This is a genomic window from Salmonella sp. 2020_1459 (assembly GCF_043847915.1).
Classification (GTDB): Bacteria; Pseudomonadota; Gammaproteobacteria; order Enterobacterales; family Enterobacteriaceae; genus Salmonella; species Salmonella enterica.
Genome location: NZ_JBCMFA010000008.1, coordinates 59,899 through 83,721, shown reverse-complemented (window position 1 = coordinate 83,721; position 23,823 = coordinate 59,899). Strand labels below are relative to the sequence as shown.

Below are 23,823 nucleotides of genomic sequence, written 5' to 3'. Positions count from 1 at the left end.
TTGTTGAGATGAAAATGGATACCCGACATTCCGCATTATATTACTTAATAGTTTTTCTATTGCTGGCCCTACCCGCCACAGCATCGTGGGCGAGCGTTACTATTTTGGGTAGCCGAATAATTTACCCATCAACAGCCTCCTCCGTAGATGTGCAGTTAAAAAATAATGATGCAATACCTTATATCGTACAAACCTGGTTTGACGATGGCGATATGAATACCAGCCCGGAAAATAGCAGCGCGATGCCGTTCATTGCCACGCCGCCGGTATTTCGTATTCAACCCAAAGCAGGCCAGGTGGTACGCGTAATTTATAACAACACGAAAAAATTGCCGCAGGATCGTGAGTCAGTATTCTGGTTTAACGTATTACAGGTACCACCAACGAATATTGGCAGCGACAGTGGGCAAAATAAAATGTTGGTGATGCTGCGCTCAAGAATAAAACTTTTCTATCGTCCTGACGGGCTAGGTAAACCTGATAATCTGGCGAAAAAACTACAGATTAAAACGGTAAATAAGGGTTCCGGAAAAAGCGGTATTGTTATTGTTAATCCGCAGCCCTGGTTTGCCTCTTTAAGTAACCTGAATGTAAAAGTGAACGGCGCTTCGTATAACCTGGATGCTGACATGATTGCCCCTTTCTCCAGTCAAACCTGGTGGCTGCCGGGCAAACGGTCACTCAAATCCTTCTCCGGTACAGTCACCGTTACTTTAGTTAACGACCTGGGCGCAAGGATAAGCGAGAGCTACGATGTCTCCCACCATTAATTTGAACCGCAAAAGCCTTGCGCTATTGATCGCCATAGTTTGCTCAGGCTCCGCGCAGGGTGAAGAGTATTATTTTGATCCTGCGCTACTTCAGGGGGCCACTTACGGACAAAATATTGCCCGTTTTAATGAACAGCAAACGCCTTCCGGAGACTATCTTGCCGACGTTTACGTTAATGGCACGCTGGTAGCCTCGAGCACTAATATTCGATTTAATGCTGTAAAAGAGGGTCAACAGGCTGAACCCTGCCTGCCCTTATCGGTGATGAAAGCAGCACAGATAAAATCACTCCCCGCGACCGACGCTGCGACCGAGTGTCGCCCGCTCAGGGAGTGGGTGCCTCATGCCGGTTGGCAATTTGATAGCGCCACGCTTCGCCTGTTGCTGACGATTCCAATGACCGAACTTACGCATAAACCGCGCGGTTATATCTCCCCTTCAGAGTGGGATAGCGGCGCGCTGGCGCTGTTTTTACGCCATAACACAAACTGGACCCACACCGAAAATACCGACAGCCATTATCGCTACCAATACTTATGGAGCGGTTTAAACATGGGCGTTAACCTCGGACTTTGGCAGGTCCGTCATCAAAGTAATCTGCGCTATGCCAATAGCAACCAGAGCAGAAGCGCCTGGCGCTATAATAGCGTTCGAACCTGGGTGCAAAGACCTGTCGCGTCTATTAACAGTATTCTGTCGCTGGGCGATAGCTATACGGACTCCAGCTTATTCGGCAGTCTGTCTTTTAACGGAGCTAAACTTGTCACCGACGAGCGGATGCGCCCGCAGGGCAAACGCGGTTATGCGCCGGAAGTTCGGGGCGTAGCGGCCAGTAGCGCGCACGTGGTAGTAAAACAACTGGGGAAAGTGATTTATGAAACCAACGTTCCGCCGGGCCCATTTTATATTGACGATCTGTACAACACCCGTTATCAAGGCGATCTGGAGGTAGAGGTTATCGAGGCCAGCGGTAAAACCTCACGTTTCACCGTGCCTTATTCTTCCGTGCCGGATTCGGTTCGCCCCGGTAACTGGCACTATTCGCTGGCCTTCGGCAGGGTCCGTCAGTACTACGATATTGAAAATCGTTTCTTTGAGGGAACGTTCCAGCACGGCGTTAATAACACCATTACCCTCAACCTCGGTTCACGAATTGCGCAGCGTTACCAGGCATGGCTGGCGGGCGGCGTCTGGGCCACCGGTATGGGCGCGTTCGGCCTTAACGCCACCTGGTCGAATGCGCGCGCAGAGCATAACGATCGCCAGCAAGGCTGGCGCGCGGAACTCAGTTACAGCAAAACGTTTACCACCGGCACTAACCTGGTGCTGGCGGCTTATCGTTATTCAACCAACGGCTTTCGCGATCTTCAGGACGTGCTCGGCGTACACCGGGAAGCAAAAACGGGGATTGATTACTACTCCGACACGCTGCATCAGCGCAATCGCCTGTCCGCGACGGTAAGCCAGCCGTTAGGACGGCTTGGCACGCTTAACCTCAGCGCCAGCACCGCAGACTACTACAATAACCAATCGCGTATAACACAGCTACAAATGGGGTATAGCAACCAGTGGCGGAATATAAGCTACGGGGTGAATATCGCACGACAGCGCACCACCTGGGATTACGATCGCTTTTATCACGGCGTTAACGAACCACTGGACGTGAGTAGCCGACAAAAATATACCGAAACCACAATGTCGTTTAATGTCTCTATACCGCTGGATTGGGGCGAAAACAGAACGTCTGTCGCCATGAATTATAACCAGTCCAGTCAAAGTCGTTCCTCAACCGTATCCATGACCGGCAGTAGCGGTGAAAACAGCGACCTGTCATGGTCGGTTTATGGCGGCTACGAGCGTTATCGCAATAGTAATAGCGATAGCAGCGCGCCAACGACGTTTGGCGGTAATCTACAACAAAACACCCGGTTTGGCGCACTTCGCGCCAACTATGACCAGGGTGATAACTATCGTCAGGAAGGGCTGGGCGCGTCCGGCACCCTGGTACTTCACCCTGGCGGTCTGACGGCTGGCCCCTATACCAGCGATACCTTTGCGCTTATTCATGCCGATGGCGCGCAGGGCGCGATCGTACAAAATGGCCAGGGCGCTGTGGTTGATCGCTTTGGTTACGCCATTCTGCCTTCGTTATCTCCTTACCGCGTCAATAACGTTACGCTCGACACCCGTAAGATGCGCAGCGATGCCGAACTGACGGGAGGAAGTCAGCAGATTGTGCCGTATGCCGGCGCCATCGCGCGTGTCAATTTCGCCACTATCAGCGGCAAAGCAGTGCTGATCTCCGTGAAGATGCCGGATGGCGGCATACCGCCAATGGGCGCTGATGTTTTCAACGGTGAAGGCACAAACATCGGCATGGTCGGCCAGAGTGGGCAGATTTATGCCCGTATCGCCCATCCGTCGGGTTCTCTACTGGTGCGCTGGGGAACAGGGGCAAACCAGCGTTGCCGGGTTGCCTACCAACTCGATCTTCACACCAAAGAACCGTTTCTCTATCTGAACAAAATCTGCGAGAAGGAATAGCACAATGCTTTTTAGTTTCCGAACGCTATTGTTTATCACCAGCCTGTTCGTCAGCGCCGGAACATGGTCGTCATGTATCAAAGTCACCGATAAGAGCGCGCTCTCTGACGCGGCGATAAAAGCGGGCTACACGGCGCAAAACTGGATCGGCGCAACTGACACGAATACCGGTAATATCGGTTTGCCAACGGTGATTAGCGTCAGTAATAGTGAAACTTTTCAACCCTCCGGCACACTATTGGCCAGTGGGATCGGTAACTTCCTGACGGCCGCCACCGGCACGCCCTATTCCAGTAAACAGGTACTTTACCGCTGCGATTCCGCCGATGCCGGGAAGCTCTATGAGATGTATTCGACAAATGGCGATAGCGCTTTTGCGGGGGCATTTTTTACTCCCGAAGTAGAAGGCGCTTATTATGATGTGGAGCGTAATGTTGCTGTCCGTATGACAAACCTCAGTACCGGCGAATATTACAGCCGTTTCTGGAAAGAACGCCAACTTACCGCAGACAGTTGGTTTCAGGATGACAAATATATTTATATTCCTGCCAGCGCGTTTAGCAACGTGTTATATGAGATGTTTAAAATTGACTCAAGAAAATATTTTGCCTACCAGAATCCAATGGACCGAGATACCTGGACGCAGCCTCGGGGTTATATCGCGTTTAAAGGCCCAGGCTTGATTACCGAGCGGATCAAAGCGGGACTGGATCATGCCAGCGATTATTATGGCTGGCCCAGCTATTGGCCCGGGGCATGGAGTACATATAATAGCGTCACCTATGTTCGCGGCGCGTTATGTAAAATCAAAGATTATCCTGCGATCGTGAAAATTCCCCCTGTCGCCGTTGGCATATTAGCCGCCGGAGGCAATAGCCAGGCGCCTTTCCACGTCAGCCTAGAATGTGAGTCCGGCGCAGTGTCCAGTGCCCTCCCGTCCACCAGCGCCGCTAATGTCGCAATGGGGTTTGTCGTTAATCAACCCACCGCCGTGGCGGCGGCGCGTCGCCTGGGGCTAACCACATCCGCAGGCGGTCTGTCGTGGCTACTGGACACCCATTATGGCGAACCTGGCGTAGCTTCCGGAGTGGGTATCCGCATCTATAACGATGCCGGTACGCCGATTAACCTGTTACCCGATCGGATCAAGACAGGCACTGGCAACGCCCGAGGCTGGTATGGCTATAAAGATTTAACCACACGGGTCTCATCCGGTTCAGTAGAAACCTATAGCGGTGATTTTACTGCCTCGCTTGAGGCGATCGGCGGACAAACAGTAACGGCAGGAAGCGTGAATGCGCAATTACAGGCAGTGGTTAGTTTTCAGTAAAGCCATATTAACGCTACTTGGGTTGACGGGATGGTATGGCCCGGCACAAGCCGCCGTTAATATTGACAGAACCCGAATTATTTTTGCTTCAGATGATGTCGCTCAATCGTTGACATTATCCAACGATAATACAACGCCGATGCTGTTACAGGTATGGACCGACGCCGGAAACATTGACGCCTCTCCGGATAACAGCAAAACGCCGCTGGTGGCGCTGCCGCCGGTATTTAAAATGCAGCCAGGAGAACTGAGAACGCTTCGCCTGCTCCTGAGTTCCCGCCAGCAGCTTGCAACGGACCGGGAGAGTCTCTTCTGGCTAAACATTTATCAGATACCGCCAGTCACCCAGGACATTAAAAACCACCCGCGAAAACTGGTGTTACCGCTTCGTTTGAGGCTAAAAATTTTAATTCGCCCGACTGGGCTAAAAGCGCCCACGGAAGCGGAGGAGAAAAAATTACGCTTTATTGCTAAAGAGAATACTATACGGATAGTTAACCCCACCTCGTGGTATATGAGTTTAACGTTAACGATGGATAACAAGAAAAGTATCGGCGATATCATGGTTGCGCCGAAAACAGCACGTGATGTGCCGCTAACACGCTCGCCAACGCCGGGAGCATCGATAAATTATGCAGTAATCAATGACTCCGGGAACTGGCGACAATATACCGCCATACTGGAAAAATATATTAGTGAGAGTGATTTTACTCCTGAGTTTTGATGGGAAATATTCAGGGATGCGATCGTATCCCTGAGACAAGTCAGACTCAGCATGTACCATTGTCAAAAATAGTATTAAGCTGATATTTTACTTTTTGCACGGCATCTTTGTTCTGTTGAGTTCCCTTCTCCTCAACAGACATATCCCATACGTTTTCATTATCTGACTCAATTAATGTGTAGAACGTATTATTATTACGCATCATATAACCACGAAAATTATTTTCGATGCCCGTTGTCACAGGCTTAGCAACCCCTGAAATAACAGATTCCGTCTCTTTATTGAAAAGCTGATATTGAATATTTGCGCAGTTTAAATCACAGGGAGAACATTTAAGATTTAAAACAAGCAGTATCGTGTTATTTTCAAAAACAAGGGCATAATGATTGCTGGCAGATGAACATAACGGGAATAGCGCGAGAAGGAGGATTATTATCAATTTCATATAGTTATATAGACTCCATCAAAGAAAACTTTCATTTCACGCCCCTGAGAATAGCGAAAGGCATACCATGCAGAACGAATGCTTTCCGAGCTGACGTCCTCATAGACATTTATACCATGCTCAGCAAGTATGCGAGAAAGAAAATGAGAAGATTGTTATGACAGAAAAGGTTGTAACGATAACAGGAACAATACCTATTTCATATTCATTTAATTAATAATATTAATTTTCTATTTCATCTTTGGTAATACCCCCAATGGATTTTCCGCCTATAATGCTGCACAGGTAGCTACTTCTCTTTTGCTGTGAGAAAACATTACATTGGTATAACTAATGAGAATGAGCAGAGGCATTAAGTCACGTAATATTGCGTTTCCTCTGTTAAGGCTTTTGTGTGAAAAGAGCATTACTTTTAGTCAGTTAGGTAGCATTACATAAGCATAACTAAATTTGAGAAAACCTCGAAAAATCAGCATATTGAATTGATGGATGGTATTGTTTTTTAAAAGGATTTTAATTGCCAACCTGCGATAATACGCTTAAGATGAACACATATCTATTGAGCTAAAGTAGTCGCTCAATCAATCTGATTGTTATGGAGTGAGTGTGTGATACTTACAATGCCATCCAGCCGATACCAATAGAATTCTCAACCTCCGATAATCGTCACCCAAAAATCAGGAGATAAAATATGACGTTAAAACCAGGTGAGAAATCCGGTAATAATGGAGGTATCTATGTGGAGGTTGGGCCGCGTGGTGGGATAAAAGATAACTTCGCCACGATAGCGGAAACAAAACCGCGCCACCAACGCAACGCCCTAAAAGCTACTGGGTGCTGGCAAAAAGAACACCTAACAGTAAACGTAAGTCAGAGCATCTGGCGCCACGACAGTTGGCACCGACTGATCACAGTACGCCCGGTACTTTACCGCCTGGCAAGCATTGTGCAAGATGCTCCGTGAGGAAATCGATGCAGATTTTGATACGATCAGAACTTGATGAACGCCGGGTATATACAGCCCAGATATTCGCTTCCTGATACCACTGAGGCAACACGCGAACCAGCTCACCTCGTTCAATATACTGCGCAACATCCCATTCCGACCGCAATGTAATGCCATGGCCTTTCAGGGCCCAAATAAGCACCACACTGCCGCTGTTGGAAGAATGAAAACCGTTTAGTCGGCAATGTGTCTGCTGCTTACCGTCCGTTAATATCCAATTGCCAAATGCCGAGTTTTTTTCCTGAATCATTAGGCAATCGTGCTGCACAAGCGCACTAACAGACTCTGGCTTGCCGTGGCGTTCGAGGTATTCAGGGGAAGCACACAGGATCCGTCGATTAGTGGCTAACTGCCGTGCGATATACAATTCGTTGATATCATCCCCAACGCGAATTTCAATATCGATCCCCTCTTCCACCAGATCCACTTCACGATCTGTTAGCGTGAGTTTTACCGTAATATCAGGATAGGTGATCATAAATGACGACAGCGCCTCTGCGACATATTTATGCCCAAAACCAAATGAGCAGTTGATGGTGATATTACCAGCCAACACACCACGTTGATTATCCAAACGACTTACAAAACCATCCATTTCACTGACGACCTGCATAGCCCCACCCAGCGCATTTTCGCCTTCCGGTGTGAGACGCATCACTCTGTTATTTCGAAAAAAAAGCCGGGCGTTGAGACATTTTTCAAGGATAGCGATACGTTTGCTGATATAGGAGGGAGATAACCCCAGCTCCAGCGCTGCCCGGGCAAATCCACCGTTGCGAGCAACGGTGACAAAAACGAAAAGATCTTCAACAGAAGGCCAGCCCTCAAGGGGCTGGCGATGTTTTTTTCCTACAGGTGTCGTTTTCATAGCATCAGTGCGAAGTTGCAAAGGATGACCGAGTTATAACACTGAATGTAAAAAGGACTGAAGTTTCTGGATAAAGTACTCAGGACACTCTTCCTGCGGGGAGTGTCCGCAAGGCAATGCTTCCCCCTGAACGTTTAGCGCCTTTTCTTTCCAGGTACCAACCACATTATATAGTTGCCCTACCGTTCCCAGCCCTCCCCACAGCAACTGTAACGGACACCGGATACGCGCCGACGTATCTGCGGCATCATCGTCCAAATCAATCGTCGCAGCAGCCCGGTAGTCCTCACAGATCGCGTGGATCATCTCAGGGTTCTGGTAACAGCGCAGGTATTCATTGAATGCTTCCTGCGAGGTCGCGCCCTCTATTTTTAGCTGGCCAGAAATATGCTTACGCAGAAAAAATGCCGGATCGTGCGCAATCATCGTTTCGGGTAACGGGAAAGGTTGAATCAGGAAAAACCACCAAAAGTAACGCGTAGCAAAGGATTTATCGGTCAAGGCGTACATCGTCGCGGTTGGAGCAATGTCGATAAAAGTACAACAGGTCACACGATCCGGATAATCCAGCGCGAGCCTGTGTCCTACGCGTCCGCCACGATCATGCCCTACAAAGGCAAAACGGGAAAAGCCGAGCGCATCCATTAACATGACGATATCCTGCGCCATGGTGCGCTTTGAATAGGTACGGTGCGCCGGATCGCTCGTTGGTTTATCGCTGTCGCCATAGCCACGCAAATCCGGCAAAATGACTGTATGATTTTGCGCCAATGTCGGTGCGACTTTCCGCCATGTTGTATGATTCTGCGGATGCCCATGTAGCAGTACCAAAGGTGAACCGCTGCCTCCGATAGCCACTCTTACCGTCAGACCATTTTCCAGACGAACATCCTTGAGCGCAAACCCCGGAATAAACGGAGAGGCGCCGCATTCAATCAGTGTACTCATCACTTTCTCCCGTCATGCCAGCTAACAGATGATGTTAAATAACGGCTATCCCGGACGACATTGCGCAGGGTTCCAATATGTTCAATCTCAACTTCAATAACATCACCATCGTGTAAAAACAGCGGTGGAACGCGTTTTTTGCCCACTCCACCAGGCGACCCTGTGAGGATCGTGTCGCCAGGGGAAAGCAGAGTAAAGGTGCTTATATAAGCAATGAGTGAAGCGATAGGATGGATCATATTTGCCGTAGATTCGTTCTGCACCTCCCGCCCGTTTAGTCGTGTCAGTAAACGTAGCATCTGGGGATCGGGAATGTCGTCTGTGGTCACCAGACACGGACCGAATGATCCTGTCGAAGGCCAGTTTTTTCCAGCCGTAAACCAGCTATGCTGCCAGTCCCTCACTGAACCATCCATATAGCAGCTGTATCCGGCGACATAATCTAAAGCATCCTCAGCGCTGACCCGGGAGCATCGCCGCCCAATCACTACGGCTAATTCACCTTCGTAGTCGAACTCATTGGTATTTTCAGGCTTCAGCAGCAGGCCATTATGCCCGGTCTGAGAATCCGCAAAGCGGACAAAAAGGGTTGGGGCCGGGTTGGTTTCATTAAACTCAATACGCTTATCGGCATAATTCATTCCGACACAGATGATCTTCTGCGGATCGTCAATCACCGGCAGAAAAGTGACTTCCTGGTAGTAATAATCCGCCGGCTCATCACACCATAACGCCGCATCCGTCAGCGCATTAGCGCACAGGAGAGATTTCAAAGTGGGATATTTGTCGCCAAGCCGCTGCGAGAGATCAATTATTCCGGTTTCCTGCATAATGCCATAGCGTTTGCCACCGTTCACAAGATATTGAACCAGTTTCATTGCAGTCTTCTTCCTTAACCGCGCGGGGATGCAGGGCGTTTTAACCACGGCCGCCGTGAATAATGCGCAACCTCAAAATTTTCAATCTCCGGCAAGTATTGCAATGTCCAGGCTATCGCATCTTCGCCTGCGGCCAGCATCGCCCGTTTGAGTTCACTGATCACAAAGGAGATCGTTTCCTCTGCCGTCGTAATTTCGCAGCGATCGAGTGAAACAGTGATAGAATTGGTATCAGCACTCGCGGCAAGCTGCGCCAGGCGCGCCAAAGCAGGTTCATCTAATGAGACCGTGAGGATCCCGTTGCGTTGGCAGTTATCATCGAAAATGCCTGCAAATGTGCTACCTATCAGCCCCCGTACTCCCAGTTGTTTTAATCCCCATACGGCGTGTTCACGACTCGATCCACAGCCAAAATTGGGGCCAACCAGCAGGAATGTCGCGCTCTGCCAGCCCGGCATGTTCAGAATAAAATCAGGATTTGGTTGGCCGCCAGCCATAAAGCGACGATCGAAAAACACCCCTTTATCCAGCCCCTGGCGATCGATCCCTTTCAGGAACTGTTTTGGCATAATCACATCAGTGTCGATATTCGGTTCCAGCATCGGCGCAATTCGCCCGCTGATTTGCTTAAACGTATCCATCTTATTCCCCTGCCTGAAGTAATGACCGAACATCGACCAGATGCCCCGCTACCGCCGCCGCCGCAACCATCGCCGGGCTCATCAAATGCGTTCTTGCTCCAGCGCCCTGTCGTCCAGGGAAGTTACGGTTCGTACCTGATGCACAGCGATCGCCGGGCGACAATACATCTTCATTCATCGCAAGGCACATTGAGCAACCCGACTGCCGCCATTCAAAACCGGCAGCAATAAAGATTTTCGCCAGTCCTTCTTCTTCCGCCTGGCGTCTTACCATTGTTGAACCAGGCACAATGATCCCGCGAACATGGCTGGCGATTTTGCGCCCTTCAAGCACCTTCGCAACGGCACGCAAATCCTCAATGCGACCATTTGTGCATGAACCAATAAAAGCGTGAGAGATACGAATATCTTTCAGCAACATGCCAGCCGTTAATCCCATGTAATGAAGGGCCTTCTCAAGCGCCAGGCGCTTAAGCGGATTGGTTTCCTGTTCCGGGAAAGGAACACGTCCGGTGATGGAACCTGTTTGATCCGGACTGATTCCCCAAGTGACTTTAGGCTCAAGATCATGGCAGTTGATCGCCACCGTCTTATCAAATACCGCATCAGCATCGCTGCTCAACTGTGACCATTCCAGCAATGCCTGCTGCCAGAGTTCACCTACAGGCATTTGCGGTTTACCGTAGATATAGTCAAAAACCTTTTTATCCGGCGCAATAATGGCACCACGCGCCCCCGCTTCTACCGCCATGTTGCAGAGCGTCATTCGTCCTTCAACGCTCAACGCGCTGATGGCCTCACCCACAAATTCAATGGCATATCCGGTCGCGCCATCAGCGCCAATACGTTCAAGCAATTCAAGAACAATATCTTTTGCGGAACAGGCGAAAGGTAGCTCTCCCTGAACACTTACGCGCATGGTTTTGAGCTTGCGGTAAACCAGCGTCTGCGTGGCCAGCAGATGTTCAATTTCCGACGTCCCGATACCAAAGCCCAGCGCGCCAAATGCACCATAGGTTGTCGTGTGACTATCCCCGGCGGCGATCACCATGCCAGGCATCACTAGCCCTTGTTCATGAGCAACCACGTGTTCAATCCCCTGACGCGGATCCAGCACATCAAATAATGTGATGCCAAAGTCAGCGGCATTTTCCCGAAAGTAATCAACCTGTAGCTGTCCTCCCGGATCGGTCATTAAGACATCCCGTTGCGACCGCGTGGGATTAACATGGTCAATATTCAATAAAAACGTGTCGGGGTGCCGAACGGTGCGACCGCGTTCTCTTAACCCGCTAAATGCCTGCGGGCTGGTATATTCATTCAGTATTGAACGATCAATATAAAGTAAAACATGTCCTTCGTTATCAAGTTCACGAATGGTATGTGACTCAACTAATTTTTCATACAGCGTTTTAGCAGACATATATATTCCTTGAGCAACGAATATCCGGGTAGCCAAATATTCACAGTTTAAGCTTTTAGCTATAGTGACACATTAATGAAAAAATGATGATTCCATTATGGAAAGTATAAAAACACACTTCGTGTCTATAATCAGAAACTCTCCTGAACTGACTGTTTTTTGATTTGCGGTTGTTTCTCATATTTTGCGAAAATAAACCGGCAGATAAATAATCCTATCCCCAGCATCATCAGACATGATGCCGCAATAGCATTCCATCCCTGCCAGGAGAAAAGATACCCGTTTAAATACCCCATTACTGCACCGCCAGAGTAGTAGCAAAGCAGATAAAACGATGTCGCCTGTCCTTTTGCGTTTGGACTCCGTGAACTGACCCAGGCTAATACGGTGGAATGAGCAGAGAAAAATGCGACTGACAGTAAAACGATACCTGAAATGAAAACCCACAGAGAAGGGGCGATTAGCGTGAGAAATGCACCGACCATCATACAGATGATCAGCATACTGAGCGCATTCATCGACCCAATATTCAACGCGACACGGGCAGCATATGGCGCAAGAAAAAAAGTTAATGAGAAGCTAACTGGAATCAAACCTATCCAGGTGTAGCTCAGCTCATAAGGCGGTCGATGCAGGTAAAACGCCAGAAAATTAAAGATGGACGTAAAAGAGCCGAAAAGAATAAATCCAATGACAAAACATAATGATACGCGGATATTCTTAAAATGTTCCAACCCGCCTTTCAACACTGCACCAAGCTGTAGTGAAGGTGTAGGAACAAACTGTCGGGATGTCGGGAGAAACAACTTCACCGCGAGTGCCATAGCAATCAGAACACCACCGAAGATAAAGAAAATCGTATCTATAGATACATGCTCCATCATCAAAGTTGCAAACACACGACCAGACATACTCCCTAGCGAATTGCCAAAAATAAAATATCCAGTAACAATCCCTGCCAAAGCAGGAGAGACTTCTTCACTGATATAGACTGTAACAGCCGCCGTAATACCACTTACTGCAATGCCGAGCAAAGCGCGGTATACCACCAGCATCGGCCATGATGATGCAGTTGCGCACAATAGAGTTAAAATACCTCCTGCCAGCAACGAATAAAAAATGATTGGCTTTCGCCCAAAACGGTCAGATAACGTGCCGCTAAATAACATGGCTAATGCCAGAAACCCCACCTCAGCAGACAAAATCATCCCTACCTGATTCAATGGGATATTATAAACCTCACTTAACTTTGGTAATAAAGCCTGGATTGAATATAAAGAAGCTAACTCTGCCAAACCCGCCAGAGGTAATATCATTAAAATAGGCAAGTACTTACCTATTGTCTCTTCAATATTATTTTTCATACACAATGTTCCGTAAAAGATCCTGAGTGCCATCTGCCTGTTTGCCAACAAGCATCCGTGTATACAATATTTATCTTTTACGTTTACAGAATTGACAGCGTTCACATTTTATTTTTCTTAATAGAGACAAAACGGAATCAAGTGTTTTATGAAATGTAGATCATCTAAGAATGACGCGGTAATGGCAACGTAGTAAGTTATGAACTATATATTTATTCAATAAATATATAGACATTAATTTGACGAAAAGAAATGAATCGGCAGTCCAAAACTGTCACTGGCAACCCCTTCTAGACGCCGCCATCCTTAGATGGAAACGTCCGTTAGCGTTTTATTCGATAGTCAGCTCACACGAGTTCTTTGAGCTGCTCCTGCATATAGGTCGAAAAATACTCTGGGTTTTTGATAAGGATGCGGTTACCGGAGGCGACTTTTTCTGCCCATCCGGCCACTTTTTTCGTGAACTCAGGATTCCATCCCTCCTGCTCACCCCGTGCCATCACAACTTCCGGACTCGCTGGCACACCTAAGTCATGCAAATACTTTAGAATTCCCTTAGCGGTGCTTTCATCCATTGAATGGGGCACTGACGCCGAAGTGTTCATACCACCAATAAAATCCAAGGCTTTTTCAATTGCTGTTGGCATGCTCTTATCCTTAAAATTAACCACGTGAGAGACACCTTGATACTATGTACCCAACTCCGCCGGGATATCAAAGAGAACATCGCCTTTCTTTGACTTACCCCGCAGCTAAACGCTTGCGCGGCTGTTTTCTGCACTATTTTTTGGCTTCTCCGGCTAAAACCAGCCCGGTCGCTACCGCATTGCGCGGGCCTTCAGTACCACGGATATTACCCTGCCCGGCGACAACGCCGTACTGCGCCATCGTTATTGATAATGGCGGCATCGGTGGATCCTGCGCCTAAATCGAGGATCGCCAGCGGCACGGCGCATCCATGCGTCGTTAACGCGCCAGCCACAGCCATGTTGGCTTCCACACCACCGACTTCAACTGGGGTATTTAACCGGGCGCTTAGCTCGCTGGCGATAGCCTGCATCTGTAAGCGATCGGATTTCACCATCGCCGCAATGCCAACGGCGTTTTCCATTGAACATTCCCCGGCAATGCCACCCTGTACCGCGCGGGGAATAAACGTATCCACCGCAAGAAGATCCTGGATATGCACGGCGTTCATGTCATGACTGGTCAGCGAGGCCATTGATCTTACCCAGCAATAGTGGACACGCGACTAAGTGAGTAAACTCACAAGTAAGAGGTGACTCACATGACAAAACCAGCATCAACCACCAAAAAGCCACGCAAGCAGCACACGCCTGAATTTCGTCAGGAAGCCCTGAAACTGGCTGAACGCATTGGGGGGGGGGGGCCGCTGCCGCCCGCGAACTTAACCTGTATGAATCACAGCTCCACAACTGGCGAAGCAAACAGCAAAATCAGCTCTCTTCTTCTGAACGCGAGCAGGAGATGTCCGCTGAGATCGCCCGTCTGAAACGTCAACTGGCAGAACGGGATGAGGAACTGGCCATTCTCCAGAATGGCCGCGACATACTTCGCGAAGCGCCTGAAATGAAGTATGTCTTCATCGAAAAACATCAGGCTGAGTTCAATATCAAAGCCATGTGCCGTGTACTTCAGATTGCCCGTAGCGGCTGGTACGTCTGGCATCAGCGTCGTCATCAGATAAACCGGCGTCAGCGGTTCCGCCTTGTCTGTGATAACGTCGTCCGGGAAGCATTCAGTGACGCAAAACAACGCTATGGTGCGCCACGCCTGACGGATGAGCTTCGTGCTCAGGGTTACCAGTTCAACGTGAAAACCGTGGCGGCCAGCCTGCGTCGGCAGGGGCTGCGGGCGAAAGCCTCGCGCCGGTTCCGTCCGGTCAGTTACCGCAAACATGATCTGCCAGTCTCAGAGAATCTGCTGAAGCAGGACTTTTACGCCAGCGGCCCGAATCAGAAGTGGGTGGGTGACATCACGTATCTTCGCACTGGTTAAGGCTGGCTTTATCTGGCCGTGGTTATCGATCTGTGGTCGCGGTCAGTCATTGGCTGGTCGATGTCCTCGCGGATGACAGCACAGCTTGCCTGCGATGCGTTACAGATGGCGCTGTGGCGGCGTAAATGTCCGGAATATGTCATCGTGCATACAGACAGAGGCGGTCAGTACTGTTCAACGGATTACCAGAGCTTACTGAAACGCCATAATCTGCGGGGAAGTATGAGCGCCAGAGGTTGTTGTTACGACAATGCCTGTGCGGAAAGCTTCTTCCATACGCTGAGGGGGGAATGTATCCACTGAGAGGACTTTGTCAGCCGGGAAATAATGCGGACAGCAGTGTTTAATTATAGTGAGTGTGATTACAATCGGTGGCGTCGTCACAGTGCCTGTGGCGGTCTCAGTCCGGAACAATTTGAAAACCAGAGCCTCGCTTAGGGTTGTGCCCATATTACGCGGGTAGGATCACAGCTCTTTCCTTCTGCCACAAGTTTTCGGGCATCATCACGACGAGAACTGGCATCTGCAAGTGTGATCGTCGGATACACACCCAGCGAGATCATTTTTGGCTTACCGGCAAAACGATAACGGAACCGCCAGCTCTTGCTTCCATTAGGTTCAATTAGCAATGACAACCCTTGCCCATCTCCGAATGTATAGGCTTTAGTTTCAGGCTTAGCGCGGCGAATCTGCATATCGTTTAAAGGCATGTGTATAGGAATCCAAGACCGAACAGGAACATATACACAATCCTATACACATTCAGTGTCGGATTCTACTGGATGGTTACGGACGGTGATGGACAAAAAAGCAATAAAGTCGTTATAAATCAGTGTATTTATGGATGAATACGGACGTTTGAGGAACTTGATATGGTGCCGATAATAGGAGTCGAACCTACGACCTTCGCATTACGAATGCGCTGCTCTACCAACTGAGCTATATCGGCCCTGAGAAGGGTGTGTTCACGCAGGTGAATCACGGGGTAGAAGGTTAAAACTAACCGGGCGGTGCGTCAATAGCCTTGCTACTCAACCGGCTATTTTTGCACCGCTCGTCATTAATTACGCACGAATCGTACCATCGCCAAAGCCGATCCACTTATAGGTGGTAAGCGCTTCAAGCCCCATCGGACCGCGGGCATGTAATTTCTGCGTGCTGACCGCCACTTCTGCGCCAAGCCCAAACTGCCCGCCGTCGGTAAAACGGGTAGAGGCGTTGACATAAACCGCAGCGGAATCCACTTCGTTCACGAAACGCGCAGCATTATGCATATCACACGTCAAAATCGCATCGGAGTGCTGAGTGCCATGTTCGCGAATGTGGGTGATAGCGCCATCCATATTTTCGACCACCACAACGTTCAGATCCAGAGACAGAAACTCGTTATCCAGCTCTTCCGGTTTCAGCGGCACCAGTTTGGCAGGGCCATGCAGTACCTGCATGACGGTTTCATCCCCATGCAACGTCACGCCGCTCTCCGCCATCTGCTTGCTCAGCGCAGGCAAAAAGCGTTCTGCGATGTCCTGATGCACCAGCAAGGTTTCCACCGTGTTACAGGTGCTCGGGCGCTGGGTTTTAGCGTTGACAATAATCTTCAGCGCCGGGGCGATGTCTGCGCTGCTATCAACAAAAATATGGCACACGCCAATCCCGCCGGTAATCACCGGAATGGTGGATTGCTCGCGACACAGTTTATGCAAGCCTGCGCCGCCGCGCGGGATCAGCATATCGATGTACTTATCCATACGCAGCATTTCATTGACCAGCGAACGATCCGGATTATCAATCGCCTGAACCGCCGCCTCCGGTAAACCGCAAGCTTTCAGCGCCTTCTGAATGACACGAACGGTTGCGGCATTCGTGCGATGCGTCTCTTTCCCACCGCGTAGAATCACCGCATTACCGGTTTTCAGACACAAAGAAGCCACATCAACGGTAACATTCGGACGCGCCTCATAGATAACGCCAACCACGCCCAACGGCACGCGGCGGCGCTCCAGACGTAGCCCGCTGTCCAGCAGACCGCCGTCGATCACCTGCCCGACCGGGTCGGCGAGATTACAGACCTGGCGCACATCGTCAGCAATCGCTTTCAGACGCGCAGGGGTCAGCGTCAGGCGGTCCAGCATCGCTTCGCTCAGGCCATTGGCTCGCGCCTGCTCAACATCTTGTACGTTCGCGCTGAGGATACTTTCCATTTGCGCTTCCAGTTCATCGGCTATTTTTTCCAGCACGCGATTTTTTTCGCCGCTGGAGAGCAGCGCCAGCTTATACGACGCCACTTTAGCAGCAATGCCCATTTGTTCCAGCATATGCCTGTTCCTTATCGAGTAATCATGTCATCACGATGAACAGCGACCGGGCCATATTCATAGCCCAGAATCGCATCGATTTGTTGAGAGTGGTGACCGGCTATCCGCCGCAGAGCATCACTGTTATAACGGCTGACGCCATGAGCAATATCACGCCCTTGCAGGTTACAAATTCTGATGACCTCCCCCCGCGAGAAATTGCCCGTCACGCTTTTGATGCCTTTTGGCAGAAGTGAACTGCCACGTTCCAGCATTGCCGCGGTCGCGCCTTCATCAACCGTAATTTCACCTGCCGGCGGCGCGCCGAAGATCCAACGTTTGCGGTTCTCCAGCGGCGAGGCTTGCGCATGAAAACGGGTGCCGACGGAAATCCCCTCCATCACATCGCCGATCACGCCCGGTTTACTGCCTGAGGCAATAATCGTATCAATACCCGCGCGACAGGCCACGTCTGCCGCCTGAAGCTTAGTGCTCATACCACCGGTTCCCAGCCCGGAAACGCTGTCTCCCGCGATAGAGCGCAGCGCATCGTCAACGCCATACACATCTTTGATAAGCTCCGCCTGCGGATTGCTACGCGGATCGGCGGTAAATAATCCTTGCTGATCGGTCAGCAGCAGCAGTTTATCCGCGCCTGCCAGGATAGCCGCCAGCGCGGAGAGGTTATCGTTATCGCCCACTTTAATTTCCGCTGTCGCAACGGCATCATTTTCATTGATAACCGGCACAATATGGTTATCCAGTAATGCACGTAGCGTATCGCGGGCGTTCAGAAAGCGCTCTCTGTCTTCCATATCCGCACGCGTCAACAGCATCTGCCCGATATGGATACCGTAAATTGAAAACAACTGCTCCCACAGTTGAATCAGGCGGCTTTGCCCTACCGCCGCCAGAAGCTGTTTAGAGGCGATCGTTGCCGGCAGTTCCGGGTAGCCGAGATGTTCACGTCCGGCGGCAATCGCGCCAGAGGTAACAATAACAATACGATGTCCCGCGGCGTGTAGCTGCGCGCACTGGCGGACAAGTTCTACGATATGGGCACGGTTCAGGCGGCGCGATCCGCCTGTTAGCACGCTGGTGCCGAGTTTTACGACCAGCGTCTGGCTGTCACTCATGATTCTCTGCCGTTCAAAATAAGAAATAAAGACCAAATGAACGTTTTAGCAGGACTGGCTCCGGTTGCCAACAACCTGTACGCGTAGCGTGAAATTTTGTTGCGCAGGATCAGCAAGCGTAGCGGCGGAATTTGACCATTTTATTACCGCAACAATTAAACATATTTTTTTAAAAAAATTCTCACTTTGTCATAAATCTTTCATTACCGAACGTTAAAAACCTTCCTGTTTTTTACCGGGTCTCCCGACAAATCATAGCGCGTAATTAAAACAGGAATGGAAATGAATAAGAGCACTCTGGCAATAGTGGTGAGTATCATCGCATCAGCATCTGTTCACGCCGCCGAGGTTTACAATAAAAACGGTAATAAGCTTGATGTGTATGGAAAAGTTAAAGCCATGCACTATATGAGCGATTATGACAGCAAAGATGGCGATCAAAGCTACGTTCGTTTTGGTTTTAAAGGCGAAACGCAAATTAACGATCAATTGACCGGCTACGGGCGCTGGGAAGCTGAGTTTGCCGGTAATAAAGCCGAAAGTGATTCGTCCCAGCAAAAAACCCGCCTGGCCTTTGCTGGCCTGAAATTAAAAGATATCGGTTCTTTTGACTATGGACGTAACCTGGGCGCGCTGTACGATGTTGAGGCCTGGACGGATATGTTTCCCGAATTCGGCGGCGACTCTTCCGCCCAGACCGATAATTTTATGACTAAACGCGCCAGCGGGCTGGCGACTTACCGCAATACCGATTTCTTCGGCATCGTTGATGGACTGGATCTTACCTTACAGTATCAGGGGAAAAACGAAGATCGCGATGTGAAAAAGCAAAACGGCGACGGCTTCGGCACATCCGTGAGCTATGATTTCGGCGGCAGCGATTTTGCCGTCAGCGGCGCTTATACTCTCTCCGATCGCACCAGGGAGCAAAATCTGCAGCGCCGCGGTACGGGCGATAAAGCCGAAGCCTGGGCTACGGGTGTTAAGTATGACGCTAATGATATTTATATTGCGACCTTCTATTCAGAAACCCGCAACATGACGCCAGTTTCCGGCGGATTTGCCAATAAAACCCAAAACTTCGAAGCGGTTATCCAGTATCAGTTTGATTTTGGTCTGCGTCCGTCATTAGGCTATGTGCTGTCAAAAGGCAAAGATATTGAGGGCGTCGGCAGTGAGGATTTGGTGAATTACATTGACGTTGGCGCAACCTATTACTTCAACAAAAATATGTCCGCGTTTGTAGATTACAAAATCAATCAGCTTGATAGCGATAACACGTTAGGCATTAATGACGATGATATTGTGGCAATAGGGTTGACCTACCAGTTCTGATAAGTCGCATTGTGCCTGATGGCGCTGCGCCATCAGGCATGACAGCAGGGTTATGCCGACAGTTTTACCGGCTCGTCGTTGAAATCGTCAGACGGCTCCAGCGCCAGCTCCATAGAAATCAGCAGGTCGCGTAGCTTTTCATGAAACTCGCGTAGCGTGTATTCCAGTCGCTCCACCACTTCGGTTTCGTTAATCGGCACTGCGGTCCAGTTGCCCTCTTTATCAAACAAACCAAACTGATAACGATAAGTGAAGCGTTTCTCTTGTGCTTCCAGCTCCATCCACCAGCCCCAAAATTCACGCTTCTCTGGCGCGGGCTTCACGTTGACGCAAACTGCCAGGCAATCGAAAAAAAAACGATTGTCTTCGCACTGCCCTTCCCGGATATAGGGGCCAAGCGCGGTAAATTTCTTGATCAATCTACTTTTCGGGTGTCCACTCGGTAACGTCATTGCGATCTCCTTTAATGAAGCAACTGTTTTACCAAATCAATAGAATTTATCAATCTATTAACACAATCTATGATTAATCCAGTCGGTAATTTCTTGCAGCGCGCGGTCAAAATTGCGGTACACCGGGTTAAAAGGGATCTCTATCAGCTTACCGTCTGAAGATGATGTTGTAATTAAGCGAGACTCTTCTTCCGGGCTGAAAGGATCGTTTTTCCAGAAGCCGGAAAGCATTGGCGTAGGACAACGTCTGCCCAGTAGCCCCTGTACTTTCAACGAATAGCGATTGAGCTCCACACGCAGCGCCTCATCCGAAGCATCATGCATACCCAGACGGCTGGCCAGCACATCCAGATACATCTCCGGCACCGTGCTCTGTCGTTGCGGATCGCTAAGTAGCGCATGGACCACCGGCCCCAGGCAGGCCACCGCTTTCAAACGCGGCGCTTCCAGATAGGCCAGACGCACCGCAACGTTGGCGCCAAAACGGAAACCAAACGCCGCAACACGGGTATGATCCACCCAGGGGACATTAGGAAGCGCTTTTAACACATGCTGGTGGAGCAAGCTGGAATCCTGGGTTAATTTCCACTTTGATGAAAATCCAACCGAAGGCATATCAAGCGTTAACATCGCGATACCGCGCGGCGCGAAATAGCGTTCATACAGGGTGTAATAGTCGGTTTGCATGGCGTCCAGGCCGCCGCACATGAGCACCGTCGGAAACGGGCCATCCCCTTTCGGCATATGTAAAAACGCGGTGACAGGCGAACCGCCAGGAACGGCAAATTCCATTTCACGTAACGAGCCTGGCAACCGCTGCGCGGCCTCTTCATAGGCGCGATTCGCCAGCGCCTGCGCCTGCTCCGCCAGCTCATCGCCCTTCAAATGCGGGTAGGCGGCAATGTTATAGAGCGTTGAGGCATGAAGCCAGTAGCGTCCGCTGCGCATGGCGTCCTGTTCCTGACAGGCTTTCTGCTGCCAGTCCATCGCCTGCTTTGCCCACTCATAAATCCAGTTGCCGCCGCGGTAACCGATGACCGTATCGTATAAATCATCATCCGTTCGCTCTGCGTCGCTCATCACAATGCGCGCCTGCACATCAAGGATTTCTCGTGGATCAACGCCGCGCCAAATCCACATCAGGCGGTTTATCATGCGATACCAGTGCGGGACATTCTTACCGTCCAGCGCGGATTGCATGGGCGGCTGCGACCCACGATTGAACCGACGGACAAGGGTAGACGTTTCAGTATGTTTAAAGCGGGGTTTGAACAGGGTTTCGCTGAGGTTAGCCTGTGTCATTCGTGCAGCCTCCTTGGATACTCATAGAGGCTTATTGTAACCAATAAAACAGCGCCCGGCATTGCCGGGCGCTCTGAAAAGCTGCTGATTAACGACCTGAAATCGGCGGTACAAATACCACACCCATATCCCAGGGCTGTTCAATCCAGGTGTTCTGAGGAATATCAATAACATAATCATCAACCAGCGGACGGCCCGCCGGTTTAGCGAAAATCGTGACGAAATGCGCTTTAGGGTACATTTCACGAATCGCGACGGCGGTGCCGCCGGTATCGACCAGATCGTCGATGACGATAAAGCCTTCGCCGTCGCCTTCTGCACGTTTCAGCACTTTCAGTTCGCGCTGGTTATCGTGATCGTAGCTGGAGATGCATACGGTATCGACATGACGAATGCCCAATTCACGCGCCAGTAGTGCGCCCGGTACAAGGCCGCCACGACTTACGGCAATAATGCCTTTCCATTGTTCTGAAGGCATGAGGCGGCTCGCCAGTTTGCGTGCGTGAATCTGCAACATGTCCCAGGTGACGACGTATTTTTCGCTCATGTGAAGTGTCCCAGCCTGTTTATCTACGGCTTAAAAAGTGTTCGAGGGGGAAATAGTTGCGCGAGATTATAGAGACCTGACGCGCTAAAAACCAGTGTTTAGCGGAATCCACGCCTCTTTTTGTATGCTTTATACTACCCGCAGGCGGAGAAAGTGGTATTCTCAGTCGCATCTCGTAAGAGTTATCAATTCCGCTAACCCTGTGGCCTGTAAGAACGTTTTTCAGACCACCGCCAAGGAGACTTATCGTGTCTGAACTGTCTCAGTTATCACCACAACCTTTGTGGGATATTTTTGCCAAAATCTGTTCTATTCCTCACCCGTCCTATCACGAAGAGCAACTCGCGGAACATATTGTGAGTTGGGCCAAAGAGAAAGGCCTTTACGTGGATCGCGACCAGGTCGGTAATATTCTGATCCGTAAGCCCGCCACTGCAGGTATGGAAAATCGCAAGCCGGTCGTTTTACAGGCGCATCTGGATATGGTGCCGCAAAAAAATAGCGACACCGTTCACGACTTCACTACAGATCCTATCCAGCCTTATATTGATGGCGAATGGGTTAAAGCGCGCGGTACTACGCTCGGCGCCGACAATGGTATTGGAATGGCTTCTGCGTTAGCGGTACTGGCTGATGATAATGTCGTCCATGGCCCGCTGGAAGTGCTGCTGACCATGACCGAAGAAGCGGGCATGGATGGCGCGTTCGGCCTCCAGTCCGGCTGGTTGCAGGCCGACATCCTGATCAACACCGACTCTGAAGAAGAAGGTGAGATCTATATGGGCTGCGCAGGCGGTATTGATTTTACCTCTAATCTGCCGTTGACCCGTGAAGCTGTACCCGCAGGATTTGCGTGCTTTAAGCTAACCCTGAAAGGCCTGAAAGGCGGCCACTCCGGTGGTGAAATTCACCTCGGTCTTGGCAATGCCAACAAATTGCTGGCGCGTTTTCTGGCCGGGCACGCAGAAGAACTGGATCTGCGTCTGATCGATTTCAACGGCGGCACGCTGCGTAACGCGATTCCGCGCGAAGCGTTCGCTACCCTCGCCGTTGCCGCAGACAACGTAGGCGCTCTGAAAACATTAGTGAACGCTTACCAGGATATTCTGAAAAACGAACTGGCGGAAAAAGAGAAAAACCTGACGCTGCAACTCAATGAGGTTGCCAGTGATAAAGCCGCATTGACCGCGCCGTCACGCGATACCTTTGTGCGCCTGCTGAACGCAACGCCGAACGGCGTGATCCGCAATTCAGACGTGGCGAAAGGCGTAGTGGAAACATCGCTGAACGTTGGCGTGGTCACAATGTCTGATGCGAATGTCGAAATTCACTGCCTGATTCGCTCTCTTATCGACAGCGGTAAAGATTATGTGGTGAGTATGCTGGATTCGCTGGGCAAGCTGGCTGGCGCGAAAACCGAAGCAAAAGGCAGCTATCCTGGCTGGCAGCCCGATGCGAACTCGCCGGTCATGCACCTGGTGCGGGAAACCTATCAGCGTCTGTTCAACAAGACACCGAACATCCAGATTATCCACGCCGGCCTGGAATGCGGTCTGTTTAAGAAACCCTATCCGGATATGGACATGGTTTCTATTGGGCCTACCATTACCGGACCTCACTCTCCGGATGAGCAGGTACATATCGAAAGCGTCGGCCACTACTGGACTCTGCTGACCGAATTGCTGAAAGCGATTCCTGCGAAGTAAGAAAGCGCTAAAATGCCCGTCCCATTTCTGGACGGGCTATCAATATGGAATATCGGGTATCCATTGCCAGATAAGCTCTCCTGGATGCGC

At 50.2% G+C, this 23,823-nt stretch carries 21 protein-coding genes, 1 tRNA gene and 3 pseudogenes; 8 read left to right on the top strand and 17 right to left on the bottom strand.

The window, feature by feature from the left end; genetic code table 11:
* The first annotated feature begins 8 nt into the window (after positions 1 to 8).
* The 4 genes from stbB to stbE are packed head-to-tail and all read left to right on the top strand — an operon-like array spanning position 9 to position 5,369.
* Positions 9 to 770, top strand: a complete 762-nt coding sequence (stbB, locus tag ACH0VJ_RS19470; RefSeq protein WP_000781493.1) for a fimbrial biogenesis chaperone StbB — start codon at positions 9 to 11, stop codon at positions 768 to 770.
* Complete coding sequence (locus tag ACH0VJ_RS19465) at positions 754 to 3,315, top strand: fimbrial outer membrane usher protein (protein ID WP_000075314.1); 2,562 nt, start codon at positions 754 to 756, stop codon at positions 3,313 to 3,315. The genes stbB and ACH0VJ_RS19465 overlap by 17 nt, the downstream gene beginning before the upstream one ends.
* A gap of 4 nt (positions 3,316 to 3,319) precedes the next feature.
* Positions 3,320 to 4,645, top strand: coding sequence for a fimbrial usher protein StbD (gene stbD / locus ACH0VJ_RS19460; RefSeq protein WP_000899096.1), 1,326 nt, complete (start codon positions 3,320 to 3,322; stop codon positions 4,643 to 4,645).
* On the top strand, positions 4,611 to 5,369 hold the full coding sequence (gene stbE / locus ACH0VJ_RS19455; protein ID WP_001247017.1) for a fimbrial biogenesis chaperone StbE: 759 nt from the start codon (positions 4,611 to 4,613) through the stop codon (positions 5,367 to 5,369). Before stbD ends, stbE begins: the two co-directional genes overlap by 35 nt.
* A 46-nt stretch (positions 5,370 to 5,415) precedes the next feature.
* Here stbE and ACH0VJ_RS19450 read toward each other — a convergent pair whose 3' ends face one another.
* Positions 5,416 to 5,814: a hypothetical protein gene (locus ACH0VJ_RS19450; RefSeq protein ID WP_000766845.1), complete on the bottom strand. Its 399-nt coding sequence runs from the start codon at positions 5,812 to 5,814 to the stop codon at positions 5,416 to 5,418.
* Between the two features lie 691 nt (positions 5,815 to 6,505).
* Here ACH0VJ_RS19450 and ACH0VJ_RS19445 point away from each other — a divergent pair.
* Positions 6,506 to 6,778 carry a hypothetical protein gene (locus tag ACH0VJ_RS19445; RefSeq protein WP_023193128.1) on the top strand — a complete coding sequence of 91 codons (273 nt, stop codon included), beginning with the start codon at positions 6,506 to 6,508 and terminating at the stop codon, positions 6,776 to 6,778.
* Here the strand turns inward: ACH0VJ_RS19445 and ACH0VJ_RS19440 are convergent.
* The 9 genes and pseudogenes from ACH0VJ_RS19440 to ACH0VJ_RS19400 all read right to left on the bottom strand — a co-directional run.
* Positions 6,723 to 7,688 (bottom strand): LysR family transcriptional regulator, encoded by a 966-nt coding sequence (locus ACH0VJ_RS19440; protein ID WP_000859025.1) that lies wholly within the window; start codon positions 7,686 to 7,688, stop codon positions 6,723 to 6,725. The two genes, ACH0VJ_RS19445 and ACH0VJ_RS19440, sit on opposite strands and share 56 nt — an antisense overlap.
* Before the next feature lie 33 nt (positions 7,689 to 7,721).
* Positions 7,722 to 8,636 carry an alpha/beta fold hydrolase gene (locus tag ACH0VJ_RS19435; protein ID WP_000105593.1) on the bottom strand — a complete coding sequence of 305 codons (915 nt, stop codon included), beginning with the start codon at positions 8,634 to 8,636 and terminating at the stop codon, positions 7,722 to 7,724.
* Positions 8,636 to 9,514: a fumarylacetoacetate hydrolase family protein gene (locus ACH0VJ_RS19430; protein ID WP_000780210.1), complete on the bottom strand. Its 879-nt coding sequence runs from the start codon at positions 9,512 to 9,514 to the stop codon at positions 8,636 to 8,638. Before ACH0VJ_RS19430 ends, ACH0VJ_RS19435 begins: the two co-directional genes overlap by 1 nt.
* A 14-nt stretch (positions 9,515 to 9,528) precedes the next feature.
* Positions 9,529 to 10,155 carry a 3-isopropylmalate dehydratase small subunit gene (leuD, locus tag ACH0VJ_RS19425; RefSeq protein WP_000379343.1) on the bottom strand — a complete coding sequence of 209 codons (627 nt, stop codon included), beginning with the start codon at positions 10,153 to 10,155 and terminating at the stop codon, positions 9,529 to 9,531.
* 1 nt (position 10,156) lies between these two features.
* Positions 10,157 to 11,578, bottom strand: a complete 1,422-nt coding sequence (leuC, locus tag ACH0VJ_RS19420) for a 3-isopropylmalate dehydratase large subunit (RefSeq protein ID WP_001274861.1) — start codon at positions 11,576 to 11,578, stop codon at positions 10,157 to 10,159.
* Between the two features lie 131 nt (positions 11,579 to 11,709).
* Positions 11,710 to 12,948 carry an MFS transporter gene (locus ACH0VJ_RS19415; RefSeq protein WP_012543325.1) on the bottom strand — a complete coding sequence of 413 codons (1,239 nt, stop codon included), beginning with the start codon at positions 12,946 to 12,948 and terminating at the stop codon, positions 11,710 to 11,712.
* A 341-nt stretch (positions 12,949 to 13,289) separates the two neighbouring features.
* Complete coding sequence (locus ACH0VJ_RS19410; protein ID WP_001573898.1) at positions 13,290 to 13,613, bottom strand: DUF1889 family protein; 324 nt, start codon at positions 13,611 to 13,613, stop codon at positions 13,290 to 13,292.
* Between the two features lie 109 nt (positions 13,614 to 13,722).
* Positions 13,723 to 13,830 carry a diol dehydratase reactivase ATPase-like domain-containing protein gene (locus tag ACH0VJ_RS19405; protein ID WP_021294037.1) on the bottom strand — a complete coding sequence of 36 codons (108 nt, stop codon included), beginning with the start codon at positions 13,828 to 13,830 and terminating at the stop codon, positions 13,723 to 13,725.
* Positions 13,799 to 14,164: pseudogene (locus tag ACH0VJ_RS19400) on the bottom strand (diol dehydratase reactivase ATPase-like domain-containing protein); the annotation flags it as partial. The gene ACH0VJ_RS19405 and the pseudogene ACH0VJ_RS19400, both read right to left, overlap by 32 nt.
* A 66-nt stretch (positions 14,165 to 14,230) precedes the next feature.
* On the opposite strand from ACH0VJ_RS19400, the pseudogene ACH0VJ_RS19395 reads away from it, so the two are divergent.
* Positions 14,231 to 15,399 (top strand): annotated as a pseudogene (locus tag ACH0VJ_RS19395) (IS3 family transposase).
* Between the two features lie 17 nt (positions 15,400 to 15,416).
* Here the strand turns inward: ACH0VJ_RS19395 and ACH0VJ_RS19390 are convergent.
* From ACH0VJ_RS19390 to proB, 4 genes and pseudogenes are all read right to left on the bottom strand, one after another.
* Positions 15,417 to 15,671, bottom strand: a pseudogene (locus ACH0VJ_RS19390) (Arm DNA-binding domain-containing protein); the annotation flags it as partial.
* 163 nt (positions 15,672 to 15,834) lie between these two features.
* A tRNA-Thr gene (locus ACH0VJ_RS19385) sits at positions 15,835 to 15,910 on the bottom strand.
* Positions 15,911 to 16,025: 115 nt separating this feature from the next.
* Positions 16,026 to 17,276 (bottom strand): glutamate-5-semialdehyde dehydrogenase, encoded by a 1,251-nt coding sequence (gene proA / locus ACH0VJ_RS19380; protein ID WP_000893318.1) that lies wholly within the window; start codon positions 17,274 to 17,276, stop codon positions 16,026 to 16,028.
* A gap of 11 nt (positions 17,277 to 17,287) precedes the next feature.
* Positions 17,288 to 18,391 (bottom strand): glutamate 5-kinase, encoded by a 1,104-nt coding sequence (gene proB / locus ACH0VJ_RS19375; RefSeq protein ID WP_001285275.1) that lies wholly within the window; start codon positions 18,389 to 18,391, stop codon positions 17,288 to 17,290.
* A 282-nt stretch (positions 18,392 to 18,673) separates the two neighbouring features.
* Here proB and phoE point away from each other — a divergent pair, with 282 nt between their 5' ends.
* Positions 18,674 to 19,726 carry a phosphoporin PhoE gene (phoE, locus tag ACH0VJ_RS19370; protein ID WP_001043667.1) on the top strand — a complete coding sequence of 351 codons (1,053 nt, stop codon included), beginning with the start codon at positions 18,674 to 18,676 and terminating at the stop codon, positions 19,724 to 19,726.
* Positions 19,727 to 19,776: 50 nt separating this feature from the next.
* Here phoE and crl read toward each other — a convergent pair whose 3' ends face one another.
* The 3 genes from crl to gpt all read right to left on the bottom strand — a co-directional run bounded on the left by crl (position 19,777) and on the right by gpt (position 22,027).
* Positions 19,777 to 20,178, bottom strand: coding sequence for a sigma factor-binding protein Crl (crl, locus tag ACH0VJ_RS19365; RefSeq protein ID WP_000174693.1), 402 nt, complete (start codon positions 20,176 to 20,178; stop codon positions 19,777 to 19,779).
* Positions 20,179 to 20,235: 57 nt separating this feature from the next.
* Positions 20,236 to 21,480 carry an esterase FrsA gene (frsA, locus tag ACH0VJ_RS19360; RefSeq protein WP_000189588.1) on the bottom strand — a complete coding sequence of 415 codons (1,245 nt, stop codon included), beginning with the start codon at positions 21,478 to 21,480 and terminating at the stop codon, positions 20,236 to 20,238.
* 88 nt (positions 21,481 to 21,568) lie between these two features.
* Positions 21,569 to 22,027: a xanthine phosphoribosyltransferase gene (gene gpt, locus ACH0VJ_RS19355; RefSeq protein ID WP_001292018.1), complete on the bottom strand. Its 459-nt coding sequence runs from the start codon at positions 22,025 to 22,027 to the stop codon at positions 21,569 to 21,571.
* Positions 22,028 to 22,275: 248 nt separating this feature from the next.
* On the opposite strand from gpt, the gene pepD reads away from it, so the two are divergent.
* Positions 22,276 to 23,733, top strand: coding sequence for a cytosol nonspecific dipeptidase (pepD, locus tag ACH0VJ_RS19350; protein WP_001292977.1), 1,458 nt, complete (start codon positions 22,276 to 22,278; stop codon positions 23,731 to 23,733).
* The last annotated feature ends 90 nt before the right edge of the window (positions 23,734 to 23,823 follow it).